Source organism: Pseudomonas sp. F01002 (assembly GCF_004402115.1).
Lineage (GTDB): Bacteria > Pseudomonadota > Gammaproteobacteria > Pseudomonadales > Pseudomonadaceae > Aquipseudomonas > Aquipseudomonas frigoris.
The window spans coordinates 114,166-125,619 of sequence record NZ_SOPU01000005.1; the positions used below are offsets into that span (position 1 = coordinate 114,166).

Annotated in this window: 13 protein-coding genes; 5 read left to right on the forward strand and 8 right to left on the reverse strand. The window is 60.8% G+C overall.

All coding sequences use genetic code 11. The features are described from left to right. Positions 1–731 (reverse strand): class I SAM-dependent methyltransferase (locus tag E3W21_RS04355; RefSeq protein WP_256661504.1); only part of this gene is annotated, 731 nt, incomplete at its 3' end. Between the two features lie 37 nt (positions 732–768). Continuing rightward, positions 769–1,038, reverse strand: coding sequence for a DUF4242 domain-containing protein (locus tag E3W21_RS04360; RefSeq protein ID WP_134418569.1), 270 nt, complete (start codon positions 1,036–1,038; stop codon positions 769–771). A 194-nt stretch (positions 1,039–1,232) separates the two neighbouring features. Between E3W21_RS04360 and E3W21_RS04365 the strand changes: the two genes are divergently transcribed. Continuing rightward, the gene (locus E3W21_RS04365) at positions 1,233–2,225 is read left to right on the forward strand and encodes an AraC family transcriptional regulator (protein ID WP_134418570.1); all 993 of its coding nucleotides are present in this window, start codon (positions 1,233–1,235) and stop codon (positions 2,223–2,225) included. 9 nt (positions 2,226–2,234) lie between these two features. Here the strand turns inward: E3W21_RS04365 and E3W21_RS04370 are convergent, their stop codons facing one another. Both E3W21_RS04370 and E3W21_RS04380 read right to left on the reverse strand, forming a co-directional pair. Further along, complete coding sequence (locus E3W21_RS04370) at positions 2,235–3,446, reverse strand: cytochrome c biogenesis protein DipZ (RefSeq protein ID WP_134418571.1); 1,212 nt, start codon at positions 3,444–3,446, stop codon at positions 2,235–2,237. Between the two features lie 346 nt (positions 3,447–3,792). Next, positions 3,793–4,056: a DUF2790 domain-containing protein gene (locus E3W21_RS04380; RefSeq protein ID WP_134418573.1), complete on the reverse strand. Its 264-nt coding sequence runs from the start codon at positions 4,054–4,056 to the stop codon at positions 3,793–3,795. Positions 4,057–4,361: 305 nt separating this feature from the next. On the opposite strand from E3W21_RS04380, the gene E3W21_RS04385 reads away from it, so the two are divergent. Further along, entirely contained in the window at positions 4,362–5,102 is a 741-nt protein-coding gene (locus tag E3W21_RS04385) for a response regulator (protein ID WP_033060285.1), read from the forward strand. Further along, entirely contained in the window at positions 5,099–6,400 is a 1,302-nt protein-coding gene (locus E3W21_RS04390) for an ATP-binding protein (protein WP_134418574.1), read from the forward strand. The genes E3W21_RS04385 and E3W21_RS04390 overlap by 4 nt, the downstream gene beginning before the upstream one ends. Before the next feature lie 37 nt (positions 6,401–6,437). On the opposite strand, the gene E3W21_RS04395 is transcribed toward E3W21_RS04390, so the two are convergent. From E3W21_RS04395 to E3W21_RS04405, 3 genes are read right to left on the reverse strand one after another with little or no spacing between them, the layout of a single operon-like run. Further along, positions 6,438–6,848 carry an SRPBCC family protein gene (locus tag E3W21_RS04395; RefSeq protein ID WP_129436758.1) on the reverse strand — a complete coding sequence of 137 codons (411 nt, stop codon included), beginning with the start codon at positions 6,846–6,848 and terminating at the stop codon, positions 6,438–6,440. A 27-nt stretch (positions 6,849–6,875) separates the two neighbouring features. Then, positions 6,876–7,673 carry an SDR family NAD(P)-dependent oxidoreductase gene (locus E3W21_RS04400; protein ID WP_134418575.1) on the reverse strand — a complete coding sequence of 266 codons (798 nt, stop codon included), beginning with the start codon at positions 7,671–7,673 and terminating at the stop codon, positions 6,876–6,878. Positions 7,674–7,675: 2 nt separating this feature from the next. Next, on the reverse strand, positions 7,676–8,692 hold the full coding sequence (locus E3W21_RS04405) for an aldo/keto reductase (RefSeq protein ID WP_134418576.1): 1,017 nt from the start codon (positions 8,690–8,692) through the stop codon (positions 7,676–7,678). Between the two features lie 118 nt (positions 8,693–8,810). Between E3W21_RS04405 and E3W21_RS04410 the strand changes: the two genes are divergently transcribed. Continuing rightward, positions 8,811–9,716 carry a LysR substrate-binding domain-containing protein gene (locus tag E3W21_RS04410; protein ID WP_134418577.1) on the forward strand — a complete coding sequence of 302 codons (906 nt, stop codon included), beginning with the start codon at positions 8,811–8,813 and terminating at the stop codon, positions 9,714–9,716. A 190-nt stretch (positions 9,717–9,906) separates the two neighbouring features. Next, positions 9,907–10,827, forward strand: coding sequence for a LysR substrate-binding domain-containing protein (locus E3W21_RS04415; RefSeq protein ID WP_134418578.1), 921 nt, complete (start codon positions 9,907–9,909; stop codon positions 10,825–10,827). Here the strand turns inward: E3W21_RS04415 and E3W21_RS04420 are convergent. Beyond that, positions 10,748–11,344, reverse strand: coding sequence for a DinB family protein (locus E3W21_RS04420; RefSeq protein WP_134418579.1), 597 nt, complete (start codon positions 11,342–11,344; stop codon positions 10,748–10,750). The two genes, E3W21_RS04415 and E3W21_RS04420, sit on opposite strands and share 80 nt — an antisense overlap. Between the last annotated feature and the right edge of the window lie 110 nt (positions 11,345–11,454).

An 11,454-nucleotide genomic window follows, 5' to 3' on the forward strand; every position in this document is an offset into this window, starting at 1 on the left:
AGTTCGGTCAGGTCGTTTTCCAGCCCTTGGGCGCCTTCAGGAGGCAGCGTCGCGAAGGCTTTGTGGACCGGGCCGTACCAGGTGCGGAACGTGTCGATGAAATGCGCGGCCGAGCGGTAACGGAAGTTGAAAGTCTTGCGCGTCACCTGAACCAGAAAGTCACGTTCGTCAAAGTGCGTGCGCAGCCAGGCTTCGGTGCCCCACTGCGAAGGCGGTTGAGCGCCCGGCGGTGGCGGCAGGTGGCGGCCGAGGGTCTTGAACATCTGGCCGACGAACCCTTCGGGCGTCCAGTTCGCCAGGCCGATCCGCCCTCCGGGACGACAAACCCGCGCCAGTTCCGTGGCGGCCTTGGGTTGGTCCGGCGTAAACATCACACCGAAGGTCGAAAGCACGGCATCGAAGCTGGCATCCTCGAACGGCAAGGCTTCGGCGTCAGCCACTTGAAACGTGACTTCCAGGTGTTCTGCCCTGGCCCGGTCTTCGCCGCGTTCCAGCAGCGCGGCCACGTAGTCGGTAGAAGTGACATGGCAACCACGGCGCGCGGCAGCGAGCGTCGCGTTACCGTTGCCGGCGGCCACGTCGAGTACCTGTTCATCGCAGAGCAGGTCGCAGGCTTCGGCCAGTTGCTCGCCGACGATCTGCAAGGTGGTGCCGATCACGGCATAGTCGCCACTGGCCCAAGAGGCCATCTGACGGTTTTTCAAGGCAGTAAGATCAATGCGTGTACTCATGAATTCCGCTCCGTTGCGGGTTGGAACGCAACCCGGCTTATTCGGCCGTGGTGGGATCGATGATGGCCGTGACCTGGGAAATGCGGTTGGCCGGAAAACCGCTCTGCCTGGCGTGTTCCTTGATCAACTCTTCGTTGGGCTCGATGTACACGCAGTAGAGCTTGTCACCGGTGACATAACTCTGCTGCCACTGCACCTCTGGCAAGTCGCGCAACGTCTTGCAGGACTTTTGCGAAGCCGCTTTCAAATCCCTTTCTGACAGTGTTCCAGCACCCGGAATCTCGCGTTCTATAACGAACTTAGGCATGGCAACCTCTCATTCTTGTTATTGATGACAGGGTCGGCAGACCCTGTAGGTCAACTATCGCGCCGGGCAACGCTGGCGTCCTGTCCGATCGTCGGCCAACCCTGCCCGATCGTCCGGAGATTTCATGCTCTGGCGCGACAGGCTCACAATCAAGCTCACCACCCAAAGCTGCCCGCCAACACGGGAAAACCACCATGGACGCCCTGTCCCAGACGCTGCGCGTCGTCCGCCTGGTCGGCGCGATTTTCATCAATGCCAGGTTCACTGCACCCTGGTGCTACCAATCGCCGAGCGCCGACGCGGCGGCTCCGTTTCTGGAGCCCGGCGCCGAACGCGTGGTGATCTTCCACTTGATCACCGAAGGCGAGTGTTATGTCGAACTGGGTGATGATCCCCCGCTCCTGCTGACGGCCGGCGATGTGGTGGTTTTCCCTCAGGGAGATGCCCATCGCATGAGCTCACAACCTGGGCTCGCACCCGCCACGGGTGCGCGGCTGGACGTGGTGCTGGCGCGCCGTCCACGGCAATTGAGCTATGGCGGTGGCGGCGCGGTAACGCGGTTGGTGTGCGGCTATTTGGCGTGCGATACCCGTCTGGCCGGCATGTTGCTGACCGGGTTGCCGGCGGTGGTCCGGGTTAATGTGCGAGGCTCGAATGCCGGTATCTGGCTGGAATCGTCGGTCCGTTATGCACTGGCCGAAGCGCGCTCGCCCCGCCCCGGCGGCGAAGGTGTGTTGGCGAAACTGGCCGAGGTGTTGTTCATTGAGGTGCTACGCCTGTACATGCACGAACAGGGCGAAGGTCGCACCGGTTGGCTGGCCGGTGTGGGCGACCGGATTGTCGGCGCCGCCCTCAACGCGTTGCACAAAAAACCGTGTCACGCCTGGACCCTGGATGAACTGGCGCGCACTGCCGGCACGTCAAGATCGGTGTTGGCGGAGCGCTTCCAGCAACTGGTGGGAAGTTCGCCGATGCAGTACCTGACGCAATGGCGGATGTTGCTGGCGGCCAACCTGTTACGCAGCAGTAACAGCTCGTTGATGCGGATTGCCGAAGAGGTGGGCTACCAGACTGACACGGCGTTCAGTCGGGCGTTTCGTCGAGAGTATGGAGCGCCACCGGCGGCGTGGCGGCGCAGTCAGGAGAAAAAACCAATGACCCACGGCGCACAGCCTGTGAGCCATTGATGTGAAGCCTTACGCAGCGGGTGCTTTGGCCTCTTCCAGCAACTGCTGAATCACTTTCTCCTGAGTCTCGTAACTGCCTTCACCAAAGTGGGTATAACGCACCTGGCCCTTGGCATCGATCAGGTAGTGAGCGGGCCAGTACTGGTTGTCGAAGTTGCGCCAGATCGCGTAGTTGTTGTCGATCGCCACCGGGTAGGTGATGCCGAGCTTTTTCACTTGATCCTTGACGTTGTCGATGATGCGCTCGAAACCGTATTCAGGGGTGTGGACGCCGATCACTACCAGGCCGTCCTTCTCGTATTTCTTCGCCCAGTCCTTCACGTAGGGCAAGGTGTGCTGGCAGTTGATGCAGTCGAAGGTCCAGAAGTCCACCAGCACTACTTTGCCTTTCAGCGAATCGTTGCTCAGGGCTGGCGAGTTAAGCCATTGCACTGCGCCGGCAATTGACGGCATGGCGCCTTTGGCGTTGTCCATGGACGAGTCTGCGTTGACCTTGCTGACGAAGTAATCGACGACTTTCGGTACGGTTTCCAACACACTTTTCTCGATGCTGCTGACGCCTTCGGACGAAGTGCCGGCCAGCAGTGTTTTGTCGGCACCGGTGGAAATCACCGCCGCAGCCGCCAGCACCGCAACACCCGCACCACGACGCAGCCAACCGGTGACCGGGATCGACGCTTTCAAGCGATTGACCAGGCCGCGACCGGCGAAGATCAAGGTGCCCAGGGACAATGCGCTGCCCAGGCCATACGCCACCAATAACAGGCTGGTTTGAGCGTTTGCACCTTGCAGCATGGCGCCCGTGAGGATGACCCCGAGGATCGGTCCGGCGCACGGTGCCCAGAGCAGACCGGTGGCAACGCCGATCATGAGCGAACTCAACGGGCCGGACATTTTGCGGGTATCCGGATCGAGGCGGTTGCCCAGCGCCACGAAGGGACGGGCCAGCCAGTCACCGACACGGGCGGAAATCAGCGACAGGGCGAACAGCACCATCACGATCAGCGCTACGTGGCGACCGGTGTTGTTGGCTTGTATCACCCACTCGCTGCTGACCACGGCCAAGCTGGAGATCAGGGCGAAGGTCAGGACCATGCCGCCAAGGGTGAGCAGGATCGAGGAACGTGTACGTTTAACACCGACGAACAGGAACGGCACGACCGGGAGGATGCAAGGGCTGAGGACGGTCAATATGCCGCCCAGGAAAGCGATGAGAAACATGGGATCACCTTGGAAAATTGAGTGCGGCGGTTTACACACATCCCCTGTGGGAGCGGGCTTGCTCGCGAAGAGGTCAGTACATTCAACATTCATGTCGACTGACTCTCCGCTTTCGCGAGCAAGCCCGCTCCCACACTGGATCGGTGGTGTTTACAGATCAGTGTTCCGGGCTTCAGGCCGTCTGGTTGTCCAGCTGCTGCCCCTGCGGCGTACGGCTGGAACCGTCCTGCGCCAGAAAGACGTCCCCGCCCTTCTCCGCCACCGGCGTCAGCTGGAAGCAAGTCGCGCTGCCACAGCTTTTCTGTTCAACAGCAGCGTTGGCATGGGCAATGGGTCAGCGCAGGACTCAGTTCTCTGAGTTGCAGCCATCAGCAAATTTGCGATAGTCCAGAACCTGGGTTTGGTTATGGGAATCCAGGTAAGTCAGCTGGGCATCCACAACCCCACAGGAAGTCGAGGCGTCCTGTTTCAGCGACACCACTTTCTTGATGTCCAGGTGCGTGCCGTAGGTGTAGGTTTTAGCGGAGACACCAGCTTCGGCGCGGGCCGACAAGGTGCAGATGTTCAGGGCGGCAAACAGGCAAGCGGCGTAGACGGCTTTGGTGTTCATGGTGGTTTCCTCAAGGCTTCAATAGGTCAATCGTTTATTGGGCCGAGGCGGTTTGATTTGCCTCGATGGAACCTATTAGAAGCCCGCGAGGTATCCCGACTGTGTCGGGAACAGGCGCGTGTAAATCGGTACGTATCAAAACCGGGCCGGGATACACAGCGATACAAAAGCCCTGAAAATGAGTGTTTTTGCGTCCACGTGTATCCGCCGACATGCCAGATACACTGCAATACAAAGGACTGCGGGCGAGCGGGCCAAGGCTCGATAGACTGCGCGACATCCCCCATCTACAGAGGCCTGGCCAAATGGAACACGTCGATCACATTCTCATCGTGGACGATGACCGCGAGATCCGGGAACTGGTAGGCAACTACCTCAAGAAAAACGGCCTGCGCACCACCGTCGTGGCGGATGGACGGCAAATGCGCACGTTCCTGGAATCCACGCCGGTGGACCTGATCGTGCTCGACATCATGATGCCGGGCGACGATGGCCTGATGCTGTGCCGTGAGTTACGCGCCGGCAAACACAAGGCCACGCCGGTGCTGATGCTCACCGCGCGCAACGATGAAACCGACCGCATCATCGGCCTGGAAATGGGTGCCGACGATTACCTGGTCAAGCCATTCGCTGCGCGTGAACTGCTCGCCCGAATCAACGCCGTGCTGCGCCGCACACGGATGCTGCCACCCAACCTGGTGGTCACCGAAAGCGGTCGTTTGCTGGCCTTCGGGCGCTGGCGCCTGGACACCTCGGCCCGGCACTTGCTCGATGAGGACGGCACGATGGTCGCGCTCAGTGGCGCGGAATATCGGTTGCTGCGGGTGTTCCTCGATCATCCTCAGCGGGTGCTCAATCGCGATCAATTGCTGAACCTGACCCAAGGCCGCGATGCCGACCTGTTCGACCGCTCCATCGACTTGCTGGTGAGCCGCTTGCGCCAGCGACTGCTGGACGATGCCCGCGAACCGGCCTACATCAAAACCGTGCGTAGCGAAGGCTATGTGTTTTCGCTGCCGGTGGAAGTCCTCGGGGCGCCCTCATGAATCTCTCGATGCGCTGGCCCCGCACCCTCGCCTCGCGACTGTCGCTGATCTTCCTGATCGGCTTGATTCTCGCGCAGGCGCTGTCCTTCGGCGCGCAGTACTACGAGCGATACGAAAGCACGAAGAACACCATGCTGGGCAATCTGGAAACCGACGTCTCGACCTCCATCGCCATCCTCGACCGCTTGCCGGCCGAAGAACGCATGAGCTGGCTGCAACAACTGGATCGACGTAACTACCGCTATTTGTTGAACGAAGGCTCGCCGGGCATGCCCATGAGCGATTCGCCAATAGCGATGACTTCGATCAAAGAGGCCATCGGCAAGGATTACCCGATGACGGTGACCGACATCCCCGGGCCGGATAAACATTTTCAGGTCCACCTGAAACTGGCGGACGGTAGCCCGGTAACCATCGACGTTCGACCCTCGATGGTGCCGTTGTCGCCGTGGTTACCCATCGTGTTGCTGGGGCAACTGGCGCTGATGCTCATCTGCACCTGGCTGGCCGTGAGAATCGCCATCCGCCCCCTCACCCGCCTCGCCCAAGCGGTAGAGACCCTGGACCCCAACACCCACGCGGTGCACCTGGACGAAAAAGGCCCGACCGAAGTCGCCCATGCCGCCATGGCCTTCAATTCGATGCAGGCGCGCATCGCCGCTTACCTCAAGGAACGCATGCAACTGCTGGCGGCGATTTCCCACGACCTGCAAACCCCGATTACCCGCATGAAACTGCGTGCCGAATTCAAGGACGACTCCGTCGAGAAAGACAAACTCTGGAATGATCTTGGCGAGATCGAACACCTGGTGCGCGAAGGCGTGGCCTATGCCCGCAGCGTGCATGGCGCCACCGAGGAAAGTCGCCGCACCCAACTGGATTCGTTCCTCGACAGCCTGGTGTTCGACTATCAGGACATGGGCAAAGACGTTCAGCTCGGCGGTAAAAGTGACGCGGTGATCAACACCCGGCCGCACGCCTTGCGGCGAGTGCTGGTGAACCTGACGGACAACGCACTCAAATTTGCCGGCGCCGCCGAGTTGTGGGTGGAAGCGAAGGCTGACGGCAGTTTGTCGGTGAAGGTGATGGACCGAGGGCCAGGGATTGCCGAGGAAGAATTGGCTCAGGTGATGGAACCGTTTTATCGCGTGGAGAACTCACGTAACCGCAGCACCGGCGGGACCGGGTTGGGGTTGGCGATTGCACAGCAGTTGGCGTTGGCGATCGGGGGATCGTTGACGTTGAGCAATCGCGAGGGGGGTGGGTTGTGCGCGGAGCTTAGATTGTCGGTTCAGTAACATGATCGTTCCCACGGTGGGAACGATCAGTCCAGGGTCAGGCCGGGTAGTTGGCGCGCAGGGCTTCGAGGCCGCCTTGGTAGATACCGGTAAACAGCGCCACCACTTCCTCGTCACTCACACCGACAGGTGCAAACCGCCCAGACCACGTCACTCGCGCGCCCTGCCCCTGCGCTTCAACACTGATAGTCGCCAGATAGTCAGTAGCCGGAAACGGCGCCTGCAAAATCGAATAACTGTAAGTCTTCCCAGCGTTATCAAACGCCTCCAACCGCTCAACCACCACCGCCCCGTCCGCCGTTTGCAGGCTACGTACCCGGCCGCCTTCACTCAGCTCGCTTTTCGGGATAAACGGCAGCCAGTCCGGCAGCGAGTTAAAGCCGCCGATCAATTGCCAAACCTGGTCGGCGGTCGCCGGGATGTCGATGAATGCTGATGCTGCAGCCATGAAATATTCTCTCTCAATCAATAAGGTTCAAATCGCCATGCTGTCGACAACACCACCGTCGACCCGCAACGCCGCGCCAGTAGTGGCCGAAGACAGCGGCGAGGCGATATAAGCCACCAGATTCGCGACCTCCTCGACATCCGCCACGCGCTGGATGATCGAACTCGGCCGGGCCTTGCGCACGAAGGCGTCGGCTTCTTCCTGAACACTGCGCCCGGATTCGGCGGTGGCATCCTTGAGCATCTGTTCCAAACCATCGGTCAATGTCGGGCCAGGCAGGATTGCATTGACCGTCACCCCGGTGCCCGCCAGCCGCTTGGCCAAACCATGGGACACCGCCAGGTTGGCGCTTTTGGTCACGCCGTAGTTGATCATGTCGGCCGGTGTTGCGACCCCGGATTCCGAGGACAGGAAGATCACCCGCCCCCAGCCCTGCTTGACCATGTCTGGCACGTAATGCCGTGACAGGCGCACGCCGGAGATCACGTTGACCTCATAAAAACGCGTCCACTCGCTGTCCGGTGCATCGAAGAAATCCACATCGTTGAAGATCCCGAGGTTGTTCACCAGGATGTCCGCCCGTGGTTCGGCGGCGAACAACAACTCGGCGCCTTCGGCAGTGCCAAGGTCTGCGGTCAGGCCACGCAACTGTGCGCCCGGCACGCTCTGGCGAATGCTCGCCAGCGCCTGTTCGACCTTGGCCGTCTCGCGGCCGATCACCACCACCGTGGCGCCGGACTCGGCCAGCGCCTTGCTGATGCCCAGGCCAATGCCGGCGGTGCTGCCGCTGACAATGGCGCATTTTCCACTCAGATCGATTTTCATGCTCAACCTCCAATGATCGGCAATGGCGCACGTTCGGACACCAGTTTCGCGTCGCGCATCGCCTGCCAGAAAGCAGCGGGAATGACGGCCGACATCGCGGCAACGTCTTCAGCAATCCGGTCCGGACGGCTGGACCCCGGAATCACCGCCGCCACGGCCGGGTTAGCCAACGAGAACTGCAACGCAGCTGCCTTGATGTCGACACCATGCGCGGCAGCAATGCGTTTGATCTGCTCGACTTTATTGATGATCGCCGGGCTGGCTTTCTGGTACTCGAAGTGTGTGCCACCGGCCAAAATGCCCGAGCTGTAAGGACCACCGACCACAATCTCGACGTTCTGCGCCAGCGCGGCGTCCATCAAGCGTTGCAAGGCACGATCGTGGTCGAGCAGCGTGTAGCGACCCGCCAGCAGAAAACCGTCCGGCTGAGCTTCGGTCAGATCCAGGGTCAGTTCGCACGGTTCAACCTTGTTCACGCCCAGGCCCCAGCCTTTGATCACGCCTTCTTCGCGCAAACGGGTCAACACCTTGAAGGCGCCGGTGCGGGCCTGGTTGAAGTATTCCAGCCACTGATCGCCGTAGAAGTCCTGGGCGATGTCATGCACCCAGACGATGTCCAGACGATCGGTTTGCAGGCGCTTGAGGCTGTCTTCAATGGAGCGCATCGTGGCATCGGCGCTGTAGTCGTTGACGATCTTGTTCGGGCGGCCGTGTTCGAACACTCCACTTTTTTCGCCCAAGTCACGGGCCGCGGCGTCTTCGACTTCATCGAGAATCACTCGGCCGACTTTGCTGCTGAGTACATAGTCGTCGCGGTTGTACTGGGCCAATGCGGTGCCCAGACGAATTTCCGACAGGCCCGAGCCGTAAAACGGAGCGGTGTCGAAGTAACGCACACCGGCATCCCAGGCGGCGTGGACAGTAGCCATCGCCTCTTCTTCAGGAATGGCGCGGAACATGTTGCCCAATGGGGCGGTGCCGAAACCGAGGGTGCCAGGTAGTTTGTCCTTCAAGCTCATGGGTTTTTCCTCTTGAGTGTCAGGGGTCATCAGAGGTGACCGTTGAGCAGATGCTAGATTGCGATGATCGGACCGTCCAAGACATAATATGCAGCACTTGAGTCCTGATAGGTCTGACATGATCGACATCCGCCAATTGCGCTACTTCGTTGCCGTCGCCGAAGAAGAACACGTCGGTCGCGCCGCCGAACGCCTGCACATTTCCCAGTCGCCCCTGAGCCGGCAGATCGCCCAGCTCGAAGAACGCCTGGGGCTGACCCTGTTCGAACGCAGCCAGCAACGCATCCGATTGACCCGCGATGGCCAGACTTTTCTGGCTGAAACCCGTGCCCTGCTGACCCACGCCAATCGCCTGGAATCCCTGGGCAAGCGCCTCGGTCGTGGCGAAGAAGGCGGCTTGTGCATCGGCTACATCGAAAACGCCATGCACGCCGGCGTCTTGCCCAATGCCTTGCGGGTGCTGCGGGTCGACCGGCCGAACGTACACGTCGCGCTGTACAACCTGATTTCCGCCGAACAACTCGAAGGCCTGCGTCAGCGTAGTCTGGATATCGCACTGGTCAGCGAACCGCCCGTCGCCGACGACCCGGACCTGCTGGGTTTTCAGGTGCTGGACGATCCGATGCTGCTGGCCCTGCCCGAGCACCATCCTTTGGCGAACCACACAACACTGACCCCGGCGGACCTGGCCGATCAGGAATGGATCGGCGTGCAACCCCGCCAAGACGCCGCCAGCCGCGACGACTTCGTCAGCGCCTGCATCCGCGCTGGTTTCACCCCGGACATTCGCATGGAAGCCACCGAACCTTTCACCGCGTTGGGATTGGTGGCATCGGGGCTGGGCATCGCCATGATTCAGAAAGGCCTGAGCCGCAACGCACCGCCCGGCGTGGTGCTGCGGGAAGTGCCGTGGATTTCCTTCACCACGCCGCTGTGGGCCGCGTGGCACCGGATCAATTTGCGGCCGCTGGTGGAGACGTTCAGGAAAGTGCTAACGGAGCCAGGTTCGGCTGACTCGCCCTGAGATTTCAAGATCAAAAGATCGCAGCCTCGTTGCACTCGACAGCTCCTACAGGGTTTGGCGCACACCTGTAGGAGCTGTCGAGTGCAACGAGGCTGCGATCCTTTGATTTTCTAAGCGAATGGATCTTCGACTGCCACACAGGGTTTGGTGCTTTACTGAAAAGACCCCGAAATCCTGCGAGCAACCCCACATGAACCGCAACGACCTGCGTCGCGTGGACATGAACCTGCTGGTGATTTTCGAAACCCTGATGTTCGAAAAGAACCTGACCCGGGCCGGGGAGAAGCTGTTTCTCGGCCAGCCCGCCGTCAGTGCCTCGCTGGCCAAGTTGCGCGACCTGTTCGACGACCCGCTGCTGGTGCGTAACGGTCGTGTGCTGGAGCCGACCCAGCGCGCATTGGCGATCCTCAAGGAGTTGCAGCCGGCGATGGACACCATCTCCGGCGCGGTCAGCCGGGCCAAGGATTTCGACCCGTCCACTAGCCGCGATGTATTCCGCATCGACCTGTCCGACGACGCCGAGTTCGGCCTGTTTCCGCCGCTGCTCAAGCAAATACGCGAAGAGGCGCAGAACGTCGTGGTGGTGGTGCGGCGGGTGAATTTCATGCTGATGTCGTCGATGCTGGCCAGCGGGGAGATTTCCGTCGGGATCAGCTACACCACGGAACTGCCGGCCAACGCCAAGCGCAAGAAGCTGCGCGACCTGAGCGTCAAGATCCTGCGTGGCGATGACCGTCCCGGCACCCTGACCCTGGATGAATATTGCGAGCGCCCTCACGCGCTGGTGTCGTTTTCCGGGGATTTGACCGGTGCCATCGATAGCGACCTGGCCCGTATCGGTCGTTCACGCCGGGTGGTGCTGGCGGTGCCGCAATTCGCCGGCCTGCGCGCCTTGCTGACCGGCACCGATATGCTCGCCACGGTGCCGGACTACGCGGCGTGCGCGCTGATCGAAGGCAGCAGCCAGTTGCGAGCCGACGACCCGCCGTTTGACATCGTGCTGTCCAAACTGTCCATGGTCTGGAACGGGGTCAACGATAACGATCCGGCAGAACGTTGGTTGCGCTCGCGAATTGCCCAACACATGGCCGCTCCACTGCCGGGGCATTAATCGATTTGAAAGACTCGGGGTTGGTCTCGCGCAGGTAGACCGGCAGGTCAGTGACCGGCGGCATGACCGGAATTTCGAAGTACATCTGGACCACCCAGCCGCGGTGGTAGCTGGCGTGGTTGACCACGTGCATCAGTATCGCGCCGGCGCTCATGGTGCCGCTTTCCCCCGAGACAAAGCTGAACTCGACGGGTTTATCCAGCGAGGCATCGGTCTGCCGTTCGCTCCAGTCGCAGTACCAGTGATCGATGTCCTTTTGCGCCAGGCGCAGCTCGGCGAGTTCGGGGTGCAGCAGATCGTGTGACGTCTTGAAGCCGTGCCCTCGGCCTTCGAGGTGGGCCTGCCAGATGCAGTCCACCACGTAGAGGTGGTTCAGGGTGCCGATCATGTTCTTGAACACCGACACGCGCTCTTTATTGACCTCACCCGGCGGCAGTGCGGCCAGGCTGTCAAAGAGGCGTTGATTGGCCCAGCGCTTGTAATCGGCAAGCATGCGGGCAGTGCGTACGTTAATCATCGGAGGTCTCCCATTGTGATGGGCGCACTGCCAAGCATAGCCCTCAGGGCGAGCGGCATTGCAAACGCTGATTACCGGTCACTTCGCAGTAACACGATCTGTGTAGCAGC

What these genes read in the sequence shown, in the direction of transcription:
- E3W21_RS04360 (WP_134418569.1), bottom strand. Translation starts at nt 1,038, where the DNA reads ATGCCTAAGTTCGTTATAGAACGCGAGATTCCGGGTGCTGGAACACTG.
- E3W21_RS04395 (WP_129436758.1), bottom strand. Translation starts at nt 6,848, where the DNA reads ATGGCTGCAGCATCAGCATTCATCGACATCCCGGCGACCGCCGACCAG.
- E3W21_RS04385 (WP_033060285.1), top strand. Translation starts at nt 4,362, where the DNA reads ATGGAACACGTCGATCACATTCTCATCGTGGACGATGACCGCGAGATC.
- E3W21_RS04410 (WP_134418577.1), top strand. Translation starts at nt 8,811, where the DNA reads ATGATCGACATCCGCCAATTGCGCTACTTCGTTGCCGTCGCCGAAGAA.
- E3W21_RS04370 (WP_134418571.1), bottom strand. Translation starts at nt 3,446, where the DNA reads ATGTTTCTCATCGCTTTCCTGGGCGGCATATTGACCGTCCTCAGCCCT.
- E3W21_RS04405 (WP_134418576.1), bottom strand. Translation starts at nt 8,692, where the DNA reads ATGAGCTTGAAGGACAAACTACCTGGCACCCTCGGTTTCGGCACCGCC.
- E3W21_RS04400 (WP_134418575.1), bottom strand. Translation starts at nt 7,673, where the DNA reads ATGAAAATCGATCTGAGTGGAAAATGCGCCATTGTCAGCGGCAGCACC.
- E3W21_RS04420 (WP_134418579.1), bottom strand. Translation starts at nt 11,344, where the DNA reads ATGATTAACGTACGCACTGCCCGCATGCTTGCCGATTACAAGCGCTGG.
- E3W21_RS04365 (WP_134418570.1), top strand. Translation starts at nt 1,233, where the DNA reads ATGGACGCCCTGTCCCAGACGCTGCGCGTCGTCCGCCTGGTCGGCGCG.
- E3W21_RS04390 (WP_134418574.1), top strand. Translation starts at nt 5,099, where the DNA reads ATGAATCTCTCGATGCGCTGGCCCCGCACCCTCGCCTCGCGACTGTCG.
- E3W21_RS04415 (WP_134418578.1), top strand. Translation starts at nt 9,907, where the DNA reads ATGAACCGCAACGACCTGCGTCGCGTGGACATGAACCTGCTGGTGATT.
- E3W21_RS04380 (WP_134418573.1), bottom strand. Translation starts at nt 4,056, where the DNA reads ATGAACACCAAAGCCGTCTACGCCGCTTGCCTGTTTGCCGCCCTGAAC.